We start from the raw sequence: 22,880 nt of genomic DNA, 5'->3' as shown, positions 1-22,880 counted from the left end.
TCGGAAAATAAAAAAAGCGAGCATAACGGTAATTCGATCATTCCGATATCTCGCCCTTATAAATATGAGAATTTCAAACTGTGTTGTCTTCCATATTGAAAACTAATTCAACTTATTCACCCTGAAGTCCGCTTAGCGGATCTTTCAAATTATTGATGTTGGTGATCAGTTCAGGAATGCCTGTCTTCTCCCAATTTTCTGCCGTAAAACCTTGCTCTGCAATTGTATTCTCGAAATTGTTCACGACTTCTGTTAATTGCGTATTATAACTGACCAGATTCTCATGAATGCTCTCTCCTATTGCAGGTGCAGTCAACTGAGAAAATTCGCTTGCCTCTGCTTGGATCAGATCGATTTTCTCCTGAATCTGCGTTGTAACCTCCGGATTATTCACCGCACCCGATGCAAGCTCTTGCAGATCAGCCCCGGCGGTTGATACCTGTTCTATATAATCAGTAGCCCCACTCACATAATTTAAACTTTGATTAGCTTGTTCCACGACAGAACAGGCTGAAATCAGCAGAATACTTGATGCAATAAGGCCTGTCATCATTAATGTGTGCTTTCTTTTTCTTATAAACATGATCATCTCCCCTTCTCCTAATCGGAATCCTTGTTCCAAGTCCATAATACTTGTTCAGACTACTTCATTGCAAATGGGTCTGCAGCCAACGTTATTAAGATGTATAATAGTAAAATCACACGGTAAAGGGATGTCATGATTATGCTTCAAGCTTTGAACCAACGCTTGAACCGCATCATGCCACTGATTACCCCAATCAGCATTATTATTGGCGTGTTATGCGGGAGTTTTCTTTCTTCTTATACCTTTTTATCCCCTTGGCTTTTTGCGTTCATGACGTTCGCTGGAAGTATCAGTCTTGGGATACGGGATTTTGTGAACGTGCTGAAGAAGCCGTTCCCCCTGTTTGTATGTCTATTTATTTTGCATTTGGCAATGCCTTTAATTGCTCTCGGTATGGGTCATCTGATTTTCCCTACAGATGCTTACACCATAACGGGCCTTGTTCTGGCAGCCGTGATTCCGACAGGAATAAGCAGCTTCATCTGGGTCAGTATTTATCGGGGCAATATCGCACTTACGCTATCCATCATCCTGATTGATACCATGCTTGCTCCTTTTGTAGTGCCCGGGGTGTTATCCCTGTTAATCGGAACCAGTGTCACACTGGACACAGCAGCCATGATGAGCAGTCTGTTCTGGATGATTGTTGTACCATCCCTGCTCGGTATGCTGCTGAATGAGTGGACCAAAGGCGCCATTGTCCCGGTCTGGGGACCAAGGTTGAACCCGTTATCCAAATTGTTCATGGCATCAGTCGTTGCGATTAACGGATCTGTCGTTGCGCCCTACTTGGCTGATTTCAACTGGAAGTTGGCTGGTCTTGCGGTCATCATTATTTTCCTGGCATCATTCGGTTATGCGCTAAGTTACTTCATCGCCCGATTGCTGGGCTGGAACGAGGCCGATCAGGTCGCTCTCGTATTCAATGGAGGTATGCGTAATATCAGCGCAGGTGCAGTACTCGCTGTTTCGTATTTTCCGCCACCTGTTGCTGTCCCGGTTGTGCTTGGCATGGTATTTCAACAGATGCTCGCTTCCCTGACAGGTTATCTGCTCGGTCGTCGCTCGCAGCTTCTGCATAAGTCGGATAAGACATCCGCGGCCTAACAAAATATTGGATGATTAAAAAACGCCGACATGATTGTCGGCGTTTTGCATTGGATTGCTTTTATTACTTCAAGTGCTACGATAATGCTACGTTTCGTAAACCTAGCAATCAGTTCTTGGCTACAAATCCACTTTCATATTGCCCAGCATCTTGGCAACTTCAGGATTATCAATCTTCATGAATAGACTTTCCTTGGTATCCAGTGTGGAAATGGTTGCAATCTCTTCCGGGCTTAGTACAAAGTCGAAAATATCGAAGTTCTCGATAAGCCGCTCTTTGCGTACTGATTTTGGAATAACAACAACATCCCGCTGCACAAGCCAGCGCAGTACAACCTGGGCGACAGATTTGTTATGTTTCTCGGCAATGGAAACCAAGACTTCGTTGCTGAATAAATTGTTGCGACCTTCGGCGAACGGGGACCATGACTGGTGCTGTATCCCCTGTTCTTTCATGAAAACAGCGCTGTCGACCTGCTGTTGAAACGGATGCGTTTCGATCTGATTGATGACAGGCACAACTTCGTTGTGGACGATGAGGTCCATCAGGCGGTCAGGTAGGAAGTTACTGACACCGATAGCCCTGATCTTGCCCTCACGGTATAGTTCTTCCATCGCACGCCATGCGCCGTAGTAATCACCAAACGGCATGTGAATAAGGTACATATCCAGATAATCGAGCTGAAGCTTACTTAACGATTTGGCAAACGCCCGCTTGGCACTTTCGTATCCTGCATCCTGAATCCAAAGCTTTGTCGTGATGAAAAGTTCTTCCCGCGCTATGCCACTGCGTTTAATTGCACGTCCAACCGCTTCTTCGTTTAGGTAACCGGCAGCGGTATCAATTAGGCGGTAACCGGCCTTCAGCGCCTCATATACCGTGTTCTCACATTCATCAGCATCGGGAACCTGGTAGACACCAAAGCCAATAATCGGCATTTTCACTCCATTGTTCAAGGTTACAGTTTGCATATTCAATTCCTCCTATGGTCCAATTGTGAATCGCAAGTGGTCACGTATTCCTGAAATTCAGCAACAAAGCGAGGATTCCACTTCCGGCCGACTTGCGTTACAATAACCCTAGCTCCTTCGTCTTACACGAAGTCAAGCGGTCTCCAATATTTTTTTAGAAGGAGGTGTACATATGTATACTGTCCAGGATGCTGCCCAGCTTACGGGACTCACAGAGCACGCTGTTCGCTTTTACACGGATAAAGGCTTGGTTCCGAGCATTCAACGCAATAAAAATAATATTCGGGTGTTTGATGAAGAATCCATCAATTGGCTACATGGCGTCAAATGCCTCAAGCAGACAGGTTTACCGATTGAAAATATTAAAACATACGTCGATCTCTGCCTCGAAGGTGATTCAACCGTTTCGCAGCGATTCGCACTTATGATGGAGTATAAGGAAGCGGCGCTGATTCAGCTTGAAGAGGCCAAGAGCCGCGTAGCCCATTTGGAAGAGAAAGCACGTCAATATCAGGCTATTTTGGAGCAGCGCATCCCGGATATGACCAACCCGGTCAATTGGGAAACCAAGCGTGACGAAGAAGGGAGTTGTCCTGCATCCCGTTTAAAAAGTCGCAGTCTTCCTGAAGCCGAGGTTTCGGCTCAGTGCCCAGCAGCTGCTATGAAGCAGCAAACTAGCATAGTATCTTAAACTTCACATGATATAGCTCACGTATGTTCTAAACATATAGGCTATTTCTTACATTATGTATATCTAAATGAGCCTGAGTAAAAAACGCCGACAACATTGTCGGCGTTTTTCGCCACTACAACCCTCTGCTGGGATCTCTTTAATCTATTCCTGCCCATTTTCTGGTCCCTGTTCACAATACAAAAAAACCATCAACAAGTGATGGTTTTTCATGAAATATCCTGTTCAGAAATCTGTTGCTCATGATGCCTTTATGCTTATTTCGGTTGAATATATCCTTCAGCTTTTAGCAGTTCTGCGATCAGAACCGCGCCACCTGCCGCTCCACGGAGCGTGTTGTGGGACAATCCCACGAATTTGTAATCGTAGAGTGAGTCTTCGCGCAGTCGGCCTGTGGAGACACCCATTCCGCGTTCGATGTCACGATCCAGTTTAGTCTGTGGTCTGTTCTCTTCTTCAAAATACGTAATGAATTGTTTTGGTGCACTTGGCAGAGCCAGTTCCTGCGGACGACCTTTGAACTGTAACCAACGCTCCAAAATTTCGTCTTTACTTGGTTTTTTCTCGAAGTTTACAAACACGGTCGCCAGATGTCCATCCGTTACCGGCACACGAATACATTGTGTTGTAATTAATGGAGCCGATGCTTTGACGATCTCATTATTTTCGATGCTGCCCCAGATCCGGAGTGGTTCCTGCTCACTCTTCTCTTCTTCGCCACCGATGTATGGAATGACATTATCAAGCATATCAGGCCAGTCCGTAAAGTTTTTACCTGCTCCGGAGATTGCTTGATACGTGGAAGCCACGACCTGAGTCGGGTTGAACTCACGCAAGGCGTGCAGTGCTGGCACATAGCTCTGAATCGAGCAGTTTGGTTTTACAGCAATGAATCCGGTTTTTGTGCCCAAACGTTTGCGTTGAGCTTCAATCACGTCCAGATGTCCCGGGTTAATCTCAGGGATTACCATTGGTACATCTGCTGTCCAGCGGTGAGCCGAGTTGTTGGACACGACAGGTGTGCCTGTTCTAGCGTAAGCTTCTTCGAGCGCTTGAATTTCATTCTTTTTCATATCAACCGCGCAGAAAATAAAGTCAACCTGGCTGGCAAAAGCCTCAACCTGGGAAGCATCCTGAACAACGATTTTTTTCACAGCTTCCGGAATAGGAACTGCGAGTTTCCATCTGCCTTGTACGGATTCTTCATATGTTTTACCTGCCGAATTGGCGCTTGCAGAAATAGCTGTTACTTCAAACCATGGATGTTGATCAAGCAGGTCCACAAAACGCTGACCCACCATTCCCGTTCCTCCGACGATACCAACTTTCAATTTTGCTGACATTCAATCATCATTTCCTTTCGGTTTAAGTGATTCTTCTCTTCAAATCAATTTCATAACTCACTAAAAACGTATTATGAAATTGACTTCCTAATTAACACTATTCAGGCAATTCCAAAGCGTGTAGTCACACCCCGGAAAAACCAAAAAATCCCATCCCCAAGACAATAGTCTCAGGGACGAGATTGAACTCTCGTGGTACCACCCAGATTCGCCAATATGTCACCATATCAGCCTCTTCAAGTAAAGGTTTACAACCATGTTGAAAGCTGTAGACCGTTCATACTCTAGCTCTGTAACAGGAGCTCCTGTCACACCATCCCTTAAATGCTAAGTTCCGATGTGCTGCTCTGAGTCTTTATTCAATAAAAAGTTCTTTACTCCTTTTCAGCTACCGGAGCTCTCTTTGAAAGAATGATTTTTATCTACTCGTCTCTTCGTCGCATTTGATATTGCGATTATAATATCAAAATTACTGTGATGAAGTAAACACATTTTTTTAGATTATGGAATTTATATGTTTCCAGCGGAGCTGAACTATTCAATTATCGCAAGAAAAACTTCAGCTAAACGGTCAATCTTCTGTGATAGCACGTCGATAGACATCTTTATTATAACATACTACAAATGGCTATTTCTTTACTGCTTTTTGGCAACCATCGCATACGTTCCCAATGGGCTCCCAGGCCCCGAGGCATGATGTGTCTTAAGTAATTTCAGTTCGGAAAGAAGAAGTGTTTTTACTTTGTCCGGGATTGGAAGCATTTGCAGTTCCACAGGCGCTTCTGCCAGTGTCATTTCGGTTTCCCAGCGACCGTCCTGCAGCTCGGGAGAATGGATCGAAGTCTCTTCCTTAATCGTCCAGCCTGCCGCAGAGACAAGCTCTTGGATATCCTCCGGTGTAAAAAGCGTGCGCACATTGGAGAAGCTGTTCTCCTTGTAACATTCGACCTGGGACTGAATCAGAACGGATAACCAATGTGAGAGCTGGCTCACATCTGTAACTCGGGCATCCCATTCTGCAAAACATAACTTATGTCCCCACGCCCTAACCTTGCTAAGAATCTCAGCGAGTTCGTCAAACGATTTCAAGTACCAAGAACAATGGGAAAGTACAATAACATCAAACTCATTCTCGGCGAATTGAGTCTGATCACTCAGAATATCAAAATCATAATCCATTCGAATTCGATCACCCAGTGGAGATCTCCGCAGCTTGGCTGCCGCTTCGCCTACGGTCAGCGGTGTACCATAATCCTCCGGTGCAATATCTACACCATGAACGTACCCGTGCTCCCCCACCAGATGTGCAAGCACGGCCGTTGTATCTCCCTGACCACACCCGATTTCCAGAACCCGGCTGCCTTCCTTTATCCCCCAAAAGAGTCCCAGTTTCATCCGATGCTCGGTCTGAATGTACTGAATGGCGGCGTTGTCCTCCACGTCCATATACTTAATAAGGTCCCTGATGATAGATTCATTCATGATTCCTCACTCCTCAAAGAGCAACCTAAACTTCTTGCTAATTGTAGCGTTACTGGAATAATTGTACAACACTAGAGTCTATGACAGAACCATGGCACGGAGGAGAACTCGTCCTATAGCAGATCTAAACCTCTGCTACATATCAATTCCTATGCCCACTGAGTTGCAAGCTTCTGAAGATAGGGTGTCAGCATGGGCTGTAATTCCTTACGCAACAGTCCGATCTCCAAGATCGCCTGAATATATCCGAATTGATCGCCTATATCGTAGCGACGCCCCTCCAGTTCAAGGGCCAACAGTTCCTCCACCTGACTTACTTCTTTCAAGGCATCCGTTAACTGATATTCCCCTCCAGCACCTCTCTCGATCTGATCCAGGATTGGAAAGATGGAAGGTTTCAGAATGTATCGTCCCATTACAGCTGTTCGGGATGGCGCTTCTGCAAGGGAAGGTTTTTCGACCAGATTGGTGACTCGGTGAACCCGGTCCTCTGCACCATTCGAATCAATAATGCCATATTTGCTCACATTTGCCGCGTCTACCTGACGAACACCAATGATCTGGTTGCCTGTCTTTTCATAGAGATGGACCATCTGTGCAAGTGCAGGTGGATCAGACACCATAATGTCATCTCCGAGCAATACAGCGAAGGCATCATCTCCTACAAATTGCCGTGCACACCCAATGGCATGCCCCAATCCCAGCGGTTCTTTTTGCCGAATAAAATGAATATTGGCCATCTCGCTGATGGCCTGCACCTCTTCCAGTAAAGACTGTTTGCCCTTGGCATATAAAGAGTGTTCAAGTTCAACCGATTTATCAAAATGGTCCTCTATGGATTTTTTGTTGCGTCCGGTCACAATGAGGATATTCTCAATGCCTGATTGCACTGCTTCTTCAACAATGTATTGGATGGCCGGTTTGTCTACAATCGGTAACATCTCTTTAGGCTGTGCTTTGGTCGCTGGCAGGAAACGGGTTCCGAGACCCGCTGCCGGAATAACTGCTTTTTTAATTCGCATATCATCATACACTCCTTTCATTTGCTTCTTATAACCAATATTGCACGCTGTGGGCAGCTAAGTAGCGATACGAAACACCCAATATCTGCTGGCCATATAGTTCAGAACCATCCCCATCAAGGTCGCCAGGATTTTGCTCATCACGAGACTCCAACCCAGCATGTCGTGCAAAGTCATCAGAATGAGGGTAGATAACGCGAGAACGATGAGATTGGTGATTAGAAAACGAATAAGTTTTGCTCTATCGCCACCTCCTCGTGCCGTATCTCGAAAAGTCCACCTGCCGTTCATCCAATAACTGTTCGCAACACCGCAGCTGTACGAGATTACTTGAGCCATCAGAACCGGTACACCGACCACTGCAAGCAAAGCAAACACCACCGCATCCACTGTCGTATTTGCAACACCCACAATACCGAACTTGAAAAGTGTCACCAGACGCTTAGTCATGATGAGCAACTCGGGCTGTCAATCGGGATTGCGCTTGCTGGCCCTCGGCCTGCACCACATCTCTCACAATGTATAGCGGACGCGCCTTGGTCTCATCATAGATGCGGCCCACGTACTCGCCCAGAATGCCCAGCATGATCAGGATGAATCCGTTAAACATCAGCATGATACTCACAATGGATGGCCATCCCTTAATTGTTGAATCTGTAAAGATGGCCGAAACAATAACCGTTAACATATAGATGAATCCGCCAACCGACAGGATCGCACCTACATAACCTGCGAGCTTGAGCGGTTTATACGAAAATGAAGTAATGCCGTCCAGGCTTAGTTTCAACATGCGTTTCAGCGGATATTTTGTTTCGCCTGCCAGACGTTCATCACGTTCATATTCAATAGCAGTCTGACGAAATCCGACCCAACTGACTAACCCGCGCACAAATCGGTTTTTCTCCGGAAGACGTTTCATCTCATCACATACTTTGCGGTCAATTAGGCGAAAATCTCCGGTGTCTACCGGGATATCCGTATCCGTTGAAGCACGAAGTACACGATAGAACAGACTCGCCGACCATTTCTTAAAGCGAGTTTCCCCACTTCGTCTGGTGCGACGGGCATATACGACTTCATAGCCCTCTTTCCATTTGGCGATCATATCCAGTATCAGTTCGGGAGGGTCCTGTAGATCCGCATCAATAATAACCACCGCATCCCCCACTGCATAATCCATACCAGCTGTTATCGCAATCTGATGTCCGAAGTTACGGGCAAAATCTATCAGCTTCACACTCTCGTCCCAACGGGCGTAATCACGGATCATCTGTGCACTTTGATCCACGCTGCCATCATTAACAAACAACAGTTCATAACTCTCTCCTGTGCTGCCCATGACCTTCTTCAGACGCCGATAAGTCTCCTCGATCACCGCTTCCTCGTTATACATGGGAATAATAATGCTGTATCGGTACGCGTGAGCCATGTTTGTCCCCTCCCTTTTCCAATGGACTTCGTTCGAGATTTTTATTCTATACAAATTGAACTAAAGAATATTTACACTGTACACTTCGATGACAGACCAACCTTCCAATCGCTGTTATCCCCAGATTTTTTTGATTCCCTTTTCCTAAGGGAAAATCCGGAGATAGCGTATGCTTCCGATGTAGCTTTCTTGCAGAAAGCTTGTAGGCGAACGCTTCGCTTTTTCAGTTTTTTTCTGTCCTCTCCGTTATCGTGTAAATGATAAGTTCAATTTATATAGCTACAATTTCACTTCGTACAAGGTGGTCTGTCCGCCAAATCCGAACCCGAATCCAAATCCAAGTCCAGCTTCATTCTCCGTGTCACCGTTATCCATGGATCCGCTGTCGGTACCTGTCTTCCATTCTGACGTTGGAATCTCGGTTCCGTGTTCCTTGATCCAATCGCTAATATCCGAGTTCCCTCCACGTCCACCCATGCCACCAACCATGAAGTACTTCACTTGACCACTCTTGACGAGTTGTTCCAGTTCCTCCGTTGTGTACACCGGGTCTGACCCGGAGAAACCTCCAAGTGTAATGACCGCTGCTCTTTCATCGATGATATAAGGTGCTGCCTGATTATAGTCCGTAGTGGCGAATAGATACGTTTCGCCTGTATTGTGCTCTTTCAGATAATTCAGTGTAGCTGTATCCACTTCTTCGTTACGATTACCCATTCCGCCACGGCCACCAATTGCAGGCATTTCTGTGTCTCCTGCACCCTTACCCATCGGCATGCTCATTCCTGCTCCACCAAACATACCATTGGAGCCAGTAGGTCCTGCTGCCGGAATCATGCTGTTGCCACCATAAGTAATTGGGGTGAATGCCCAGTAGATTGGACCGATCAGCATCGCCATGAATCCTGCGATAATGAAGCCCTGTTTCCATTGATGTGTGCGATGAAGCATACCGACAAGGATGACCGTGACCAGAATGCCTGCGATCAATTCACTAATGGACCAGCCTGCACCAATCGTATCGTTATACGCCTGCATGATATACCAGCCAAACAGGGTCGTCAGCAGCACGGACACCGGAAGCAACCATGCCTGCCAGCCATTGCGATCACGATATGATTTCCACATCGCTACAAATCCTGCGCCAGTCAGCGCCGCAATTGGAGGTGCAAGCATAATCAGATAATATTGATGGAAGAAACCTGCCACACTGAAAAAGGCAGCAACGGGAAGCAGCCAGGACAGCCAGAACAAGGCCTCCTTGTGCTTGTTAGTTATATTTCTCCGTCTTAATCCTGCAAATATGGCAATGCATCCAAGCAGCACAACTGGCAGAAGCCAGCTCGCTTGACCTGACAGTTCAGTCTGGAACAGACGCAGAGGACCTTTCTCCCCTGTACCGAACATGCCTCCCATGCCACCGCCGAAATTTCTTCCATTTGGCATTTCCATATCATTCGGCATCTGCCCGTTCGGGAAATTGCCATTCGGCCCATTCATGCCACCCATGGCGTTCAAGCCGTTCGAACCATTCATATTATCGTTATCCGGTGCATTGACATCTTGCCCAGCGCCAGGAACACCACTGTCTGTCTGATTAGGACCTGAAGACAAGTCTCCTCGATTGCCACGATTATTTCCCTGTCCCATACCATTTGGCATACCTGCGTTACCTGCAGTATTCTGCTGACCCGTTAGGCGAGCCAGTCCATTGTATCCAAAGGCGAGTTCCATGACTGAGTTTGTCTCACTGCTGCCGATATAAGGCCGCTCGTCTTCGGGGATAGAATCCACTGTGACCGCCCAGGATAAAGAAACGACCGCCAGAACCGCCGTGCTGCCGATCAGCAGGATGATCTTCCTTCTCCATTTCGCCTGAAATGCGAGCAGATAGAACAAGTAAAAAGCCGGGAGAATCATGTAGGCTTGAAGCATTTTCATATTAAAGGCTACGCCTATTAACCCAAAAGCAACCAGAATGCGCCAAGTACTGCCTTGTTTGCTGCCTTTGAACAAAAACCATGAACCCAGCAGTAGTGTAAACACCAGCATGCTGTCAATATTGTTGGTCCGGCTGACTGCCGCCACGACAGGCACAGTTGCCATCGCAAGTGACGAGATTCGTGCTGCTGCAAGACCATATGTAGGTTTCACCATGAAATAGATCAGGAGCACGGAACCGATTCCCGCTAATACCTGCGGTAAAATAACAATCCCTCCGTGCAGTCCGAAGACATAGGCAAAGGCCGTCTGAATCCAGAAGACAACGGGTGGTTTATCTACAGTGACCGAGCCTGCTGAGTCTAGTGAAGCATAGAAAAAGTTGTGGAAGTTGCTGAGCATACTCCCAACGGCAGTCGTATAATAGGAATTGGCATATTGATCGTTCCAGATACCGTACCCATTGAGAAATGCCGCCAGTAATACAATCGGCAGAAGGACAAGATCCATCCTTCTTTTGGTGTTATTCAATGTTAATCACTCCTTCAAAGTTCTTCATGTCTAGTATTGTGACATGCCAAAATAAAACTGTGATGAGTGCCCGCTGAATGTTGTCTGAGGATAATTCATATTCCTTTCAGCTAAATTTCAGTTTGGCAAGCGATAATACAACATACAGTCCCTCCGAAGTGAGGGAGAAGTCTAGATGGATCAGGCAAGGAGAGAAGCACATTATGAAGCTTAGCAGCGGAATTAAAATACTATTGGCTGATGATGAACCGCATATTTTACAATTTCTAGATCTTGGATTAAGCAATGAGGGCTTTGATGTGCGCACCGCACCCGATGGAGCGGCTGCGCTTGAGTTGGCGCTTGAATTCAAGCCACATATGGCTATTCTGGATGTCATGATGCCAGTGATGGATGGATTCGAAGTGGTCGAGCGTCTGCGTAAGACCGGTGCCGAGGTTGGCGTAATTATGCTAACAGCGAAGGACGAAGTCGAGAATCGGGTTAAGGGCCTTTGGTTAGGTGCTGACGATTACATGATCAAACCCTTTGCCTTTGACGAGCTGCTCGCCCGGATTCAGGCCAGACTGCGGAATCAATTTCCTTTATTAATAGGAGCCGTCACCCACGGTCCCTTCCGAATTGATGATCAGCGCAAAGAAATCACCTATCAGAATCAGGTCATGGAGTTATCTCCTACCGAATACGAATTGCTAAAATTCATAGTGCTTAATCATGGGATTGTACTGAGTAAAGCGACCATTCTGAGCCGGGTATGGGGGTATGATTTTGGCGGGGAAGAAAATATTGTGGAGGTATACGTTCGCTCCTTGCGCGACAAACTCGGGGATAAAGAGCATAGACTCATTCGCACACTTCGGGGTGTAGGGTACAGGGTGGATCTCTGATGAACTCACTGCGCAAGAAAAATAAACTTCGTTTAGGTCGTCTTCACCAATGGATCAGGCCGCATTCATTACGTTCTCAATTGCTCTCACGTTCCCTGTTCGTGCTTGCTGGGTTACTATTGTTAATCGGTATTTTGCAATTCTGGATCATGGAAAGCTTTCTCTACCGGAATCAGGCAAAAACCATGGAAGAACAGCTCATGTCCATGCCCCCGGTTTGGCTCGGAATCCAGTCACGTAACGGCTCTTCCAACAATCCTTTTGGTGGACAGGCAGGAAACGGGTCTGGTAATCGGGTGCTGTTTATTCCTGACCGTTCACTGGCCCTGTTTGATAACCAAGGTACGTTCGAGGATGTTTTTGGAGAAGACGGTCTGAAAGCCCCTCAACTATCAACCGCTGAATATCAGGACATTACAGATGAGTTGAAAGAACAAAAACACATTCCCTACCGGATCGTCACGGATAGCCAAGGGAATGAGCAATTGATTGTATTCGCTTCACCCGGTCCACGCAATCGCGGTTTACCGATGGTTCAGATGGGCACGGCTACGAAGCCACTTAGAGACTTGATTATTAAACAGCTTCTGATCTTCCTCATGTTATCGCTGTTGGCAATGGTAGCCGGTCTTATTCTATACACTAAGGTATTACGCCGGACGCTGGTCCCCCTATCTAACATGGTGAATAAAGTACAACAGATCGATGCAGGCAGCCTCGCAGAACGCCTTCCCGTCGTTCAGGGACAAGAGGAAGTGGATCAGCTCGCAGTTTCATTCAATGGCATGCTTGAAAGGCTGGAGAATTCGTTTGAAGCAGAGCGGGAATCGAAAGAGCAGATGCAGCGTTTCTTGTCTGATGCTTCCCATGAACTTCGTACCCCGCTCACCTCCATTCACGGCTTCATTGAAGTTCTACAACGGGGTGCAGCGACCAATCAAGATCAATTGTATAAAGCACTGGACAGCATGCACGGCGAATCCGTCCGAATTAACAAGCTGGTTGAAGATTTGCTGTTACTAACCAAGCTGGATCAGGCTCCAAAGCAGGAGCGGGAGGTCATTCAGCTGGACAGTCTGCTGCTCGAAATGCAACCACAACTCGCCATGATGGCTCAGCAAAGATCCATTCATCTTGACCTGACGGCTGAAGTGTATGTACTGGCTGACCCTTACAAGCTGAAACAGGTTGTGCTGAATCTGTTCCATAACGCGGTGCAGCACACCGATCTTGAGCATGGAGCCATCTCCATAACGTTATATGCCACGTATCATAAGGCTGAATTATCCGTGAAAGATAACGGCACAGGCATTGAACCTGAACATCTGCCCCATATCTTTGAGCGATTTTACCGCACAAGCAGTTCTCGTTCGCGCAAACAAGGTGGCGCAGGTCTCGGTCTCGCCATTACCCGCTCGATTGTGGAGTCGCATGGTGGGAATATTACCGTACAAAGTCAGGTAGGCTTGGGAACTGAATTTATGATATTAATGCCGTTGTATAAGGCTGATGTCTAGGCTGAGCGTCGGCTGCAAGTAGGCTATACGTAAGCTATAAGTTGGCTATACGCAGCTTTACGTAAGATCTACTTGATCATTACGCAAGCTCTATGCAGGCTCTCCAAACGATGCTTTCTTTTATCTTCATTCGAATTCTCACATAAATTCCTCTTTTCATTGCATGACGAATCCCCTCTCATTTCGGTTGAGGAATGAAGGGGGATTCTTTTTGTATCCGATTGATAGAGTGTAGAGTAGTGGCCAGTTGGTTTCGGGCTTTCAGGCTTACGAATCTGAGACGTCATATTTAAGGATATGATGCTTATAAATGCTTTTCATAAAATACCATTGTCATTTCGTCGTTAATTGCTTTTGTTGCACTCGTTTTTTTGTAGCCTATCTTTTCATACAAATAACAGTTTCCTTGCTCTTGTAAGATGGTGCCTAATTTCCATGTCTTTGCATCATCATATATCTGCTCAACCATTGTAAAGACTTTTTGAGCAATTCCTTTTCCTTGATGTTCTGGCAGTATAAAAATTGGGCTAATACTGTAGATCCGATTATCTTTTTTCACGACTCTGATTCCACCAACAGCAACTTCTAGATGATAAATTATGAAATAATCTGTGAAAGATTGATTGATTTGAGTAATAATTCTTTCTACGGTTTCATTGGCCGGGCTTGTTGCAAAATCCTGATATTTTTCCAACAAAGGCATAAATACTTTGATTTTCATTTCATGAACAGTCCCTGCATCTTTTAAATCTGCTTTGTATAATGAAACCTCCATTAAATATATACCTCCGTTTGATACGCTGGTTAGAAATACGATTCATGGTCCACGCTCAGTTAACTTAGTACAAGAAAAATGTTCATCTACGTTTGGTGTTTGTTACATTTACAGCATATAAACAAGTTAAAACTAACATATTTTTCTTAGATCTATCACTGCTTTTGGCAACGGTGGATTACCAAGGGTATACGCCATTTTCATCTAGGAATTCTCCGTTATGGCGTTTACCATCCGTCGCATAACCCACGATAATCGCAGCGCCGGCTTCTTTTGATTTGCCGCCTTCGGCATTGCCATTAAGATCTGTTGATGTGAATCCGGGCGTTACTGCAAAGACTTGCGCCCTGCTGTTTTTGACTTCATAGGCCATCGAAAGTGTCATGGCACTGTTGGCCGTTTTGGATGAGTTATAGTCGAAGGCATTTAAAGTGAATTCCGAATTTTGCATATGGTCCAGAGAAGCCATGTCGGTTGATACATTAATGATTGTGCCTTCATTGTCTTTGATTAACGGGAACAATCGCTGATTCAAACGGAAGGTGCCGAAAAAGTTCACTTCAAAGGCGTTCCGCAGATCTTCCTCTTTTGTATCCGTAAAGGAATGAGAGAAGGCACCCGGCATACCTGCGTTATTGATCAAAAGGTTTATTGTGGGATAATTCTTCTGAATCGTATCGGTTGCCTGCTCAATGCTCTTCATGTCACACATGTCGATCTGTACAAATTCTACTTCTAACCCCCTGGAAGTTAACTCGGAAACAGCTCTTTCACCCCGTTCAACACTACGTGCGCCAAGGATAACTTTCCAACCTGCTTCACCCAATTGCTTTACGATTTCATATCCAATTCCTTTATTCGCTCCGGTTACAAAGACAGTCTTTTTCATGCGAATCCTTCTTTCCGTAATTTGATTTATATTTAACAATGTATAAGTTACTATGCTACACTTAGTGTAGGTCAAATTATTTTTATAAAAAGGGGGATTAACATGTTAACGATTGGAGAAGTAGCGAAAAAAGTTGAAATCTCCATTGGAGCGATCCGCTTTTATGAAAGAAAGGGACTGCTGAAACCTGCTGCACGAAATGAGCAGAATAACCGTCTTTATTTGGAGGATGATCTGAACTGGCTGGTTTTTATCAAATGCCTTCGCGAAACCGGGATGAGTGTGGAAGACATCAAAAAATATTATGATCAGGTCAACGAAGGAACCTCCACGCTGAAGGAAAGAACCAAGCTGATTGAGGATCAAAAGCAAAAGTTGCTGAATGATATAGAGGAGAAAAAAGCGCAGCTTGTTCATTTGGATAACAAACTGGAGCGCTATTATCGAGGGGAAAATTATTAACAGAAACCTTGTCCTATAAACTAAATGACAGAAAAAATCAGGCAGCCAGCATTAACTGTCTAACCTGATCTGAAATGTTGAAACTTATAGCGATTTTCAATGAGGTTAAAAGTTCAATCAAAAATGATCTTCGCCCTTACGCAGGTAGTAATGGTTATACTTTTCATCCTCGATCTCGATCGAGCTGACCCGTTCAAAATTACATTTCTGTATCACCTTATTAGATGCTGGATTGGTAGTCAAAGCGATGGCATTTAACACTTCCACGTTTGTATGTTCAAACAAATACTCCGTCATTCCTTTGAGCGCCTGCGTGGTGTAACCACGATTTCTGAAGTGTTTCGAAATACCGTACATAATCTCCCGATTGGGTGCTGGCAGTTCGTCCTTGATCCCTGAGCAGCACCATCCGATAAACTCGTCATTTTCTTTGAGTACGATAGCCATTCGTAAATATAACTCTCCAATATTCCCTCCCGCCATCACAGCTTGTTTAAAACGTTGATTCTCAGGGATTTCATATTCGGTGAGCCACAGGCTCCTATCTTCAATCGTAGCGTTCCATCCCGGTAAGAATTCATACACCTCAGGTTGCCACGTAATTTCTTGCAATTTCTCTAAATCTTCAATTCGATACTCGCGCAAATAAATATCCTTGCAATCGATGATTAATTCATTTGTTAGTATGGGTTGGTTCATAGTTCCTCCTACTACACACTTAATTTCAGCTTATTAGCCTTTACTTCAAGCAAGCCCCTCTTTTTCCATATACTCATCTTTGGTTAATCCAAAGAGGATCAGATCCTGGTATTTTCCATCGGTGTAGATCACCTGGCGACGCACACCTTCCTGAATACATCCAAGTTTTCTCATCATGGCTGCAGAAGGTTCATTTCCTTCGAGTACAGAATCATTGAATTTGTTGAGCCTACGCTCGAAGAAGGCATACTTCAGTAAGATTCGTACGGCTCTGGTCCCGTATCCTTTTCCTCGATGATCCCTGTCAATTTGAATACCAATGCTAAAGGTACCGTTTCTCTCATCAATGCTGTTCAGATTCACACCTCCGACATTTTCACCATCCATGTTTACAATTGTAAACATGATCCGTCCTTTGGTTAAAGAAAAATCAGAGAAGTTTTCCGTGAAACTCTTCGCTTCAACATGGGTTGGCGGCAACTCTACTGCACACTCCAATAACCGACGGGCGGGTGTATCAAAGCGGTTATAATAATGATCTTCCCAATCTTCCTCACGCAAAGCACGCAATCTAACTTTGTCATCCTGCCAGAAATATTGACTATAATCGATCTCTCTCATTCCAAGTCTCCCCACATATTCAACCAGATTTTTACTTCGAGCTACAAATATAATAACCCATAATGTGGAATTGGAGGAGATTTGTTTTCATTAAACACAACGAAAATAACCCCCGAACAGGATAAAACCTGTCGGAGGCTACGCTTTATTTTATATCAAAATCTCTTTACGATTCTTCCGTATATTGAGGCTTGGACACGTTATCCGGAACCGTTTCGTCAAAAACATCCTGACCTGGATAATCCCGTACGTCTCCCTCGTGAAGCTCATGATTTTCATAGTCAAAACGATGTGCAGACCGCTGGTCCACCCGCCACGGAGAACTTTTCCCAAGAGACTCGGATAGTAAAGATGAACCGTAAGGGCCCTCCGGGAATTCTTCGAGTGTGATATCGTTTCGCTGCGACTCCACCGTAGACACATCGGTATATTCTTGCCGTTCTTCACGCAAAAACTTATCTTTCATCGTTTATCCCTCCTGATCCAATTCAGATGACCAACGTCCACTTATTGTGAGCGAGGACAAACGCATTTATGCATGATCTTTGGAAAACACTGCGTTTATGTTTCTAATCCATCGTCTTATTCATCACCGGATCCATCACGTTAATCATCGCCATCACAACTAGCGAATCCATATTAATAGTACAAATACAATGAGTCCAGCCATGCTAATCCAGGTATCACGTTTGGACCATACCAATAACGATGAACGTCCCCCGAGCGTAGAGTGCTCTCTAACTTTACGCATTTCCATCGCAATGGTCATATCCTCTGCACGTTGGAACAGTGCCATTAACAAGGGAATCACCATCGGACCAAGGTCACGAATTCGCACGGTATTTGGTCTTAAAGCTGCCTTTCCACGTGCCCGCACGATCAGTGAGAATCGCTGCCACTCACTCCAGATCATCGGGATAAACCGAAAGATTAACGATACAGCAAGAGCAAACGAAGCTACGGGCAACCTGATCTTTTTACCGATACCGAGTACCCAGTTAAGCCCTTCTACCATTCGCCCATAAGGTGTCGTCAACGAAAACCAAAGGCTTGCCAATGTGACGATAAACAAACGATACACATTCAGCAAAGTGCCCTCCGCCTGCATCAGGGAAAAGCCAAAGTGCAGACCTCCTCCCTCTGTTGAAAGAGTTGTCCCAGATAACGCCGTTGATATGATGAAAAATAATAATAACGGCTTCAATAATTTCATACATCCAGCCAAAGTTTGACGCGGGAGCACGGCAAGTGCTGCTACTACCGGCACCAGTGTTAACGTCAATCCCAGCCATCGCTGTTGAAGCATAGCTGCGGTGACCAGCAAAATATACAAAATCCATTTCAGACGCGGGTCCATGACGCCATATAATTCCCCTGAATGAGTCAATGTGTTCGGAAGAAGCTTTAGATCATCTTCCGGTTTAATGGACGACAGCATCAGTGCTTCTTTTTCATACTTCATTACATCGCTCTTGACTTCCATCGTTACCGTCCCTGATGCTTCTTTCGATCCGTTCTGAATCCCCACCTCAACTGACGTGGACTGAACAATACTTTCAGCCATCTCCTCTGGCGTCATCGCGGTCAAAGACAGCTCAAGACCCGCTTCTCTTAACTGCTGTGCCAGTCTCATCGATGGTGGCAGTCCAATCCCTGTTTGCTCCAGCAGTTCAGGCCTTTTGTGAAGTTCTCTCGGCGTAAGATCGGCGATTAGACGGCCTTCCTGCAACAATAATACTCGATCCGCACAAGGCAAGAATGTATCCAGATCATGGGTTGCTACCACTCCCCCACCACCTGCCAGACGATGTTGCTCCAATACATCCAGCAAAAGCCCAACACTTTGCGCTTCCAACCCTGCGCTCGGCTCATCCAGCAGAAGCCAGTGTGGATTGGTCACACTTCCGAGAGCAAGTCCAAGCCTGCGCTTCTCTCCCCCACTTAGAGCAAATGGCGAGCTGTCCAGTTGAAAACGTCGGTCCAACTCTGAGGACACTGGCGTGTCCCATTGCTTCAATGCTTTTGTGATTTGCTCTTGTTGCTGTTTCTCTGAAAGTCGATAGGGACGCAGAGAATATATAAATTCACGCTGAATACTTCGGGCAAACAGTTGTTGTTCCGGAAATTGAAACAATAGTCCCATTTGCAATAAAATCGACTGCGGCACTTTTCCTTCTTTCCAGAAAGGAGTGCTATCCAATGTGATACTTCCTGCATCGGGCGGTCTCAGACCAGCCAACGTCTGTAGTAAAGTCGTTTTTCCTGAACCCGTACAGCCCAGCAGCAAGGTGATTTCCCCACTGTTCAACTGGACACTCACATCTTCAAGCAGTGCACGTTTGCTCGATTCCGATGCTTCTATACGTATATCGGTCAGCTCAATCTCCAACGTGCGACCTCCTTAGCCAGTTGCTCGGGTCGCAGTGGCATGGCTTCTGGCATCATACCTTTTTGCTTGAGCAATAACGCAGTTTTTACAGTAAAAGGAGGGTCTAATCCTAACCGTTCACAGGGAGATAGCTGTACATTTTCCCGAGTAGCCTTCTCATTCAACTCTGTTTCATAGAAAAAGGACTCCGGCGTCCCGTTGTACACACAACGTCCCCTCTCCATAGCAATGATTCGATCACAGAGGGTTGCTTCCTCCAGATGGTGTGTAATCCAGATCACCGTTGTACCCCGCTGGGTAATCTTCTGAACGATGGCCTCGATACGGTCTCTTGCTCCCGGATCAAGCATGGCTGTTGGCTCATCAAGAATTAATATATCCGGTTCGGCTGCGAGCGCTACAGCAATATTAAGCAGTTGTTTCTGTCCACCCGATAACTGTGAGATGGCCATATCCGGGGGATATTGAAGTCCTACGGTATGTAATGCGTCCTGCCTCTGCTCCAATTGTTCTTCTACAGTATTCATTAATGGTGACAATGCATAATGAAATTCCTCTTCAATGGTATCACCCAGTACCTGTGCATCCGGTTGCTGCAGTACGCCCCGAACAGTAAGTTCATCCGAAATATTCCGTACCCCTCCCGATAGCGGAATGAAACCGATCAGTAGTCCAGCAAGTGTGCTTTTCCCACTGCCATTCGCCCCTACAATACTAATCCATTCGCCTTGGTGCAGCGTAAGTGAAACCCCATCCAGCGCTTTCCTCACCTGACCACCTTCGGAAGCATAATGCACTCGAACATCTTCTAATGTAATTATAGGCAGGTTGCCTTGCATCGTAAATTAGTCCTTTCCCTTTCTATTGTTATGTGGTACGATCCTAATCGTTAACCACATTTATATAATTGGTTAACAATCATATTACCAAAATGGAGAGGATTGTTCAAACATGAAATTATCTTTGCGAGGCATTGTATTCAGCGCACTTATGGCCGCAATATTAGTACTTTTTGGTTACATAAGCATTCCCATTGGCTTCTCCCCTGTACCGATAACATTACAAACTTTGGCTGTCATGCTGGCCGGAGGATTACTTGGTCCACTCTATGGTTTTCTAAGTGTCACGATGGTTGTTCTGCTCACCGCTCTTGGATTCCCCTTGCTGCACGGGACCGGAGGACTTGCAGTACTTCTTGGACCTACCGGAGGATATGTGATGATGTGGCCGTTCTCCGCATTATTGATTGGATTGTTGCTTGCACGAATCAACATCAAAGGTGTAACAGGATTCATACTCGCTTTTGTTGTATTTGAACTATTTGGTTCACTGCTCGTGTATGTCTCGGGGGTCCCTTGGCTTGCTTATGCTTTCAAAATGGACTTACCTGAGGCCATGATTCAAGGGTTCTATCCTTACATAATTGGGGATCTGATCAAAGCTGTATTTGCTGCCATCATCATTGCGCCAGTGCGAATGGTTTTCCCACCTCAACGTCTCACAGGTAACATGCATTCCACGGTTATAAAGGTGGATTCTTAATAGAAGCTACATATCCTATTAGATCACGAGCCTCCATATTCTAAAAAAAAACAGCCAAAATCACTTTGGCTGTTTTTGTTACTTCTCTTCCTCGAAGGTTATTCTATCATCGGAGTGATCCGTGTAAATCTTCTTTAGTTCAACTTATATATTCACCTGAATTAATTGGCGCTCTGTAATATGAAATTGTTGATCCGCTGTATTTTCAACAAACCTCTGATCATGAGATACATACAGAATCGTCCCTTCATACGCCTTAATAAAACGCTCCAATGCTTCCAATGCATGCATATCAAGAAAGTTCGTCGGCTCATCCAACAATAGAATGTTATATTGTCCAAGAAATAAGTGACATAATTGAAGACGAATCGCTTCTCCTCCACTTAATGTCCCAACATTCTTCAGCAAGTCATTGCCTGTAAACTGCATCGCATGCAACGCACTTCTCAGCTCAGATTCCTCATATTCCGAACGATTTTTCAGGAATTGTAATACGGTCTCTTTTGTCGTGAAACGATAGCTCATTTGCTGAAAATAACCGAGCTTTGCTTTTGGAGACATTGTGATGTGATCCCCAGCATGGAAAACATGGTTAAGCAATGTACTTTTCCCGCTGCCATTGGCTCCGGTTATCGCTATTTTTTGTTTTAATGGAACCTGAAAACTTACATCCTCCAGCAATACGTTACCTTCCACTTCAAGTGTAAGGCGATCTGCCATAATCGGAAATCGGTTGTGCAGCTCCAGTGTCTTTGGCTGACGGAAGATCATAGGCCGATCCTCTTGCACCGCTTTAACCTCAAGAAGTTGTTGCATCCGCTGTTCAATCGCTTTGGCTGCGCGGTGGACCGCTTTTTGACTGGTGCCTTTGGATTTGGTTTCAACCATACGGTTTGTTTTTGCCTTGGATTCTTTTTTGGACATGCTTCCAGCCTGCGTGATTTTCTCGGCTTTCTTCATCTTTTCCCGGGCGGCCAGCTCCAATCGCCTCTTCTCCTTCGAGAACTGCTCATGGGCCTGGTTTTGTTGTTCACGCTCCAGCCTCTTCTGTGCCTGGTAATCGCTATAGTTGCCGGAATATACGTGAACCTCACCTTGATGGATTTCCCAGATCGTGGTCACCAGTTCATCCAGAACCGCACGATCATGACTGATCAGCACAAGCGCCCCATAATAATAACGCAATTCATCCAGTAAAAATGTAATGCCCTCTTGATCCAGGTGTGTTGTTGGTTCATCCAGTAACAGTACTTCATGATAATGAGTGAACATTTGAGCCAGTTTTAAACGGGTCTGTTCTCCACCACTCCATGGCTGATCGTGTTGAGGTATGGCTAATTTACTGAGTAGAGCCCCGTCAACTTCGATACTTTCGTTAGACTGGGGTGGTTCCACTTGTTCCATATAACCAAACTCTGCAAAACGTTTTACCTTTCCGGCTGTTGGCTGGATCTGCCCCGCAATGAGTTTCAACAGTGTACTTTTACCCTGACCATTAACACCTACTACACCAATGCGATCCAGTTGATGCACAGCCAGTCGCTCAATGTTCAGTATTACTTTATCCATATAGGTCATCTCAACCTGTTCTAATTCAAAACATATCTTTTCCATATTCGCTACCTCCGAAATAAGATTTATTTCGTATCGATAGCGAAGCACGCTTCTATCGATACGAGCTTATCGTGCCAGCTCGTATCAATAGAACAGTAACGTCATCATAGCGGTTACCTCCAGTAGTCTGTATTGAGCGCCTTTACCTAATTATTTAACTGATATAGATATTCAGAAGAAAAACAAAGAATCACAGGCCACGGCCTGTGATTCAACGTAAACGGGAAAGCGAGTATAACACTTATCTTAAGGTCAGGATGATTGAAAATGACAGACTGATCCCGTTTACTCTGAACCGATAGTCAGAGCCTTTGAACGTATTCAATTACCGATTCAAAGGAAGGAAGCGCAGTCTCATTGCATGTGTCATGTTCAATAATC

General features: G+C 45.4%; 22 protein-coding genes and 1 other annotated feature. Of the genes, 6 read left to right on the top strand and 16 right to left on the bottom strand.

The annotated features are described in order from the left end of the window. Window positions 1-112: 112 nt before the first annotated feature. A complete protein-coding gene (locus tag MKY95_RS14520) occupies window positions 113-553 on the bottom strand; it encodes a DUF6376 family protein (protein ID WP_143781005.1) in 441 nt (146 codons plus the stop codon). A 171-nt stretch (window positions 554-724) separates the two neighbouring features. Here MKY95_RS14520 and MKY95_RS14515 point away from each other — a divergent pair, with 171 nt between their 5' ends. After that, on the top strand, window positions 725-1,693 hold the full coding sequence (locus MKY95_RS14515) for a bile acid:sodium symporter family protein (protein ID WP_076318017.1): 969 nt from the start codon (window positions 725-727) through the stop codon (window positions 1,691-1,693). Window positions 1,694-1,813: 120 nt separating this feature from the next. Here MKY95_RS14515 and MKY95_RS14510 read toward each other — a convergent pair whose 3' ends face one another. After that, window positions 1,814-2,665, bottom strand: coding sequence for an aldo/keto reductase (locus MKY95_RS14510; RefSeq protein ID WP_017688714.1), 852 nt, complete (start codon window positions 2,663-2,665; stop codon window positions 1,814-1,816). Window positions 2,666-2,837: 172 nt separating this feature from the next. Between MKY95_RS14510 and MKY95_RS14505 the strand changes: the two genes are divergently transcribed. Beyond that, complete coding sequence (locus tag MKY95_RS14505; protein WP_047842784.1) at window positions 2,838-3,356, top strand: MerR family transcriptional regulator; 519 nt, start codon at window positions 2,838-2,840, stop codon at window positions 3,354-3,356. A gap of 257 nt (window positions 3,357-3,613) precedes the next feature. On the opposite strand, the gene asd is transcribed toward MKY95_RS14505, so the two are convergent. The 6 genes from asd to MKY95_RS14475 form a co-directional block, all read right to left on the bottom strand. Further along, a complete protein-coding gene (gene asd / locus MKY95_RS14500) occupies window positions 3,614-4,699 on the bottom strand; it encodes an aspartate-semialdehyde dehydrogenase (RefSeq protein WP_017688716.1) in 1,086 nt (361 codons plus the stop codon). Window positions 4,700-4,868: 169 nt separating this feature from the next. Beyond that, window positions 4,869-5,146: a binding site (T-box leader), on the bottom strand. A 189-nt stretch (window positions 5,147-5,335) separates the two neighbouring features. Continuing rightward, window positions 5,336-6,181, bottom strand: coding sequence for a class I SAM-dependent methyltransferase (locus tag MKY95_RS14495; RefSeq protein WP_076318018.1), 846 nt, complete (start codon window positions 6,179-6,181; stop codon window positions 5,336-5,338). Between the two features lie 149 nt (window positions 6,182-6,330). Further along, the gene (galU, locus tag MKY95_RS14490; protein ID WP_047842782.1) at window positions 6,331-7,203 is read right to left on the bottom strand and encodes a UTP--glucose-1-phosphate uridylyltransferase GalU; all 873 of its coding nucleotides are present in this window, start codon (window positions 7,201-7,203) and stop codon (window positions 6,331-6,333) included. Window positions 7,204-7,260: 57 nt separating this feature from the next. Further along, the gene (locus MKY95_RS14485; RefSeq protein ID WP_076249472.1) at window positions 7,261-7,653 is read right to left on the bottom strand and encodes a GtrA family protein; all 393 of its coding nucleotides are present in this window, start codon (window positions 7,651-7,653) and stop codon (window positions 7,261-7,263) included. Then, entirely contained in the window at window positions 7,646-8,632 is a 987-nt protein-coding gene (locus MKY95_RS14480; RefSeq protein ID WP_076318019.1) for a glycosyltransferase family 2 protein, read from the bottom strand. Before MKY95_RS14480 ends, MKY95_RS14485 begins: the two co-directional genes overlap by 8 nt. 279 nt (window positions 8,633-8,911) lie before the next feature. Continuing rightward, window positions 8,912-11,104: a glycosyltransferase family 39 protein gene (locus MKY95_RS14475; protein ID WP_076318020.1), complete on the bottom strand. Its 2,193-nt coding sequence runs from the start codon at window positions 11,102-11,104 to the stop codon at window positions 8,912-8,914. A gap of 203 nt (window positions 11,105-11,307) precedes the next feature. On the opposite strand from MKY95_RS14475, the gene MKY95_RS14470 reads away from it, so the two are divergent. Further along, window positions 11,308-11,991, top strand: a complete 684-nt coding sequence (locus MKY95_RS14470; RefSeq protein ID WP_076318021.1) for a response regulator transcription factor — start codon at window positions 11,308-11,310, stop codon at window positions 11,989-11,991. Further along, window positions 11,991-13,508: a HAMP domain-containing sensor histidine kinase gene (locus tag MKY95_RS14465; protein ID WP_076318022.1), complete on the top strand. Its 1,518-nt coding sequence runs from the start codon at window positions 11,991-11,993 to the stop codon at window positions 13,506-13,508. Before MKY95_RS14470 ends, MKY95_RS14465 begins: the two co-directional genes overlap by 1 nt. A gap of 304 nt (window positions 13,509-13,812) precedes the next feature. On the opposite strand, the gene MKY95_RS14460 is transcribed toward MKY95_RS14465, so the two are convergent. Together MKY95_RS14460 and MKY95_RS14455 are read right to left on the bottom strand one after the other, a co-directional pair. Beyond that, a complete protein-coding gene (locus MKY95_RS14460) occupies window positions 13,813-14,283 on the bottom strand; it encodes a GNAT family N-acetyltransferase (protein ID WP_076318023.1) in 471 nt (156 codons plus the stop codon). A gap of 178 nt (window positions 14,284-14,461) precedes the next feature. Beyond that, entirely contained in the window at window positions 14,462-15,172 is a 711-nt protein-coding gene (locus tag MKY95_RS14455) for an SDR family NAD(P)-dependent oxidoreductase (RefSeq protein WP_076318024.1), read from the bottom strand. Window positions 15,173-15,274: 102 nt separating this feature from the next. Between MKY95_RS14455 and MKY95_RS14450 the strand changes: the two genes are divergently transcribed. Further along, window positions 15,275-15,634 (top strand): MerR family transcriptional regulator, encoded by a 360-nt coding sequence (locus tag MKY95_RS14450; protein WP_076249478.1) that lies wholly within the window; start codon window positions 15,275-15,277, stop codon window positions 15,632-15,634. A 117-nt stretch (window positions 15,635-15,751) separates the two neighbouring features. On the opposite strand, the gene MKY95_RS14445 is transcribed toward MKY95_RS14450, so the two are convergent. From MKY95_RS14445 to MKY95_RS14425, 5 genes are all read right to left on the bottom strand, one after another. Continuing rightward, a complete protein-coding gene (locus MKY95_RS14445; protein ID WP_076318025.1) occupies window positions 15,752-16,333 on the bottom strand; it encodes a GNAT family N-acetyltransferase in 582 nt (193 codons plus the stop codon). A 45-nt stretch (window positions 16,334-16,378) separates the two neighbouring features. Beyond that, window positions 16,379-16,954 carry a GNAT family protein gene (locus MKY95_RS14440; protein WP_076318026.1) on the bottom strand — a complete coding sequence of 192 codons (576 nt, stop codon included), beginning with the start codon at window positions 16,952-16,954 and terminating at the stop codon, window positions 16,379-16,381. A 166-nt stretch (window positions 16,955-17,120) separates the two neighbouring features. Beyond that, window positions 17,121-17,420, bottom strand: a complete 300-nt coding sequence (locus MKY95_RS14435) for a hypothetical protein (protein ID WP_036608432.1) — start codon at window positions 17,418-17,420, stop codon at window positions 17,121-17,123. 159 nt (window positions 17,421-17,579) lie between these two features. Continuing rightward, a complete protein-coding gene (locus tag MKY95_RS14430; RefSeq protein ID WP_076318027.1) occupies window positions 17,580-19,343 on the bottom strand; it encodes an ATP-binding cassette domain-containing protein in 1,764 nt (587 codons plus the stop codon). Next, window positions 19,328-20,182: an ATP-binding cassette domain-containing protein gene (locus tag MKY95_RS14425; RefSeq protein WP_076318028.1), complete on the bottom strand. Its 855-nt coding sequence runs from the start codon at window positions 20,180-20,182 to the stop codon at window positions 19,328-19,330. The genes MKY95_RS14430 and MKY95_RS14425 overlap by 16 nt, the downstream gene beginning before the upstream one ends. 112 nt (window positions 20,183-20,294) lie before the next feature. Here MKY95_RS14425 and MKY95_RS14420 point away from each other — a divergent pair, with 112 nt between their 5' ends. Continuing rightward, on the top strand, window positions 20,295-20,885 hold the full coding sequence (locus MKY95_RS14420; RefSeq protein ID WP_076318029.1) for a biotin transporter BioY: 591 nt from the start codon (window positions 20,295-20,297) through the stop codon (window positions 20,883-20,885). 144 nt (window positions 20,886-21,029) lie between these two features. Here MKY95_RS14420 and abc-f read toward each other — a convergent pair whose 3' ends face one another. After that, the gene (abc-f, locus tag MKY95_RS14415; RefSeq protein WP_076318030.1) at window positions 21,030-22,499 is read right to left on the bottom strand and encodes an ABC-F type ribosomal protection protein; all 1,470 of its coding nucleotides are present in this window, start codon (window positions 22,497-22,499) and stop codon (window positions 21,030-21,032) included. Between the last annotated feature and the right edge of the window lie 381 nt (window positions 22,500-22,880).

It is taken from the genome of Paenibacillus sp. FSL P4-0176 (assembly GCF_037975265.1).
Classification (GTDB): domain Bacteria; phylum Bacillota; class Bacilli; order Paenibacillales; family Paenibacillaceae; genus Paenibacillus; species Paenibacillus amylolyticus.
The sequence above is the reverse complement of the archived record's forward strand: the minus strand, read 5'-3'. Positions and strand labels throughout refer to the sequence as shown.

What these genes read in the sequence shown, in the direction of transcription:
- MKY95_RS14520 (WP_143781005.1), bottom strand. Translation starts at nt 553, where the DNA reads ATGATGACAGGCCTTATTGCATCAAGTATTCTGCTGATTTCAGCCTGT.
- MKY95_RS14515 (WP_076318017.1), top strand. Translation starts at nt 725, where the DNA reads ATGCTTCAAGCTTTGAACCAACGCTTGAACCGCATCATGCCACTGATT.
- MKY95_RS14510 (WP_017688714.1), bottom strand. Translation starts at nt 2,665, where the DNA reads ATGCAAACTGTAACCTTGAACAATGGAGTGAAAATGCCGATTATTGGC.
- MKY95_RS14505 (WP_047842784.1), top strand. Translation starts at nt 2,838, where the DNA reads ATGTATACTGTCCAGGATGCTGCCCAGCTTACGGGACTCACAGAGCAC.
- asd (WP_017688716.1), bottom strand. Translation starts at nt 4,699, where the DNA reads ATGTCAGCAAAATTGAAAGTTGGTATCGTCGGAGGAACGGGAATGGTG.
- MKY95_RS14495 (WP_076318018.1), bottom strand. Translation starts at nt 6,181, where the DNA reads ATGAATGAATCTATCATCAGGGACCTTATTAAGTATATGGACGTGGAG.
- galU (WP_047842782.1), bottom strand. Translation starts at nt 7,203, where the DNA reads ATGCGAATTAAAAAAGCAGTTATTCCGGCAGCGGGTCTCGGAACCCGT.
- MKY95_RS14485 (WP_076249472.1), bottom strand. Translation starts at nt 7,653, where the DNA reads ATGACTAAGCGTCTGGTGACACTTTTCAAGTTCGGTATTGTGGGTGTT.
- MKY95_RS14480 (WP_076318019.1), bottom strand. Translation starts at nt 8,632, where the DNA reads ATGGCTCACGCGTACCGATACAGCATTATTATTCCCATGTATAACGAG.
- MKY95_RS14470 (WP_076318021.1), top strand. Translation starts at nt 11,308, where the DNA reads ATGAAGCTTAGCAGCGGAATTAAAATACTATTGGCTGATGATGAACCG.
- MKY95_RS14465 (WP_076318022.1), top strand. Translation starts at nt 11,991, where the DNA reads ATGAACTCACTGCGCAAGAAAAATAAACTTCGTTTAGGTCGTCTTCAC.
- MKY95_RS14460 (WP_076318023.1), bottom strand. Translation starts at nt 14,283, where the DNA reads ATGGAGGTTTCATTATACAAAGCAGATTTAAAAGATGCAGGGACTGTT.
- MKY95_RS14455 (WP_076318024.1), bottom strand. Translation starts at nt 15,172, where the DNA reads ATGAAAAAGACTGTCTTTGTAACCGGAGCGAATAAAGGAATTGGATAT.
- MKY95_RS14450 (WP_076249478.1), top strand. Translation starts at nt 15,275, where the DNA reads ATGTTAACGATTGGAGAAGTAGCGAAAAAAGTTGAAATCTCCATTGGA.
- MKY95_RS14445 (WP_076318025.1), bottom strand. Translation starts at nt 16,333, where the DNA reads ATGAACCAACCCATACTAACAAATGAATTAATCATCGATTGCAAGGAT.
- MKY95_RS14440 (WP_076318026.1), bottom strand. Translation starts at nt 16,954, where the DNA reads ATGAGAGAGATCGATTATAGTCAATATTTCTGGCAGGATGACAAAGTT.
- MKY95_RS14435 (WP_036608432.1), bottom strand. Translation starts at nt 17,420, where the DNA reads ATGAAAGATAAGTTTTTGCGTGAAGAACGGCAAGAATATACCGATGTG.
- MKY95_RS14425 (WP_076318028.1), bottom strand. Translation starts at nt 20,182, where the DNA reads ATGCAAGGCAACCTGCCTATAATTACATTAGAAGATGTTCGAGTGCAT.
- MKY95_RS14420 (WP_076318029.1), top strand. Translation starts at nt 20,295, where the DNA reads ATGAAATTATCTTTGCGAGGCATTGTATTCAGCGCACTTATGGCCGCA.
- abc-f (WP_076318030.1), bottom strand. Translation starts at nt 22,499, where the DNA reads ATGGAAAAGATATGTTTTGAATTAGAACAGGTTGAGATGACCTATATG.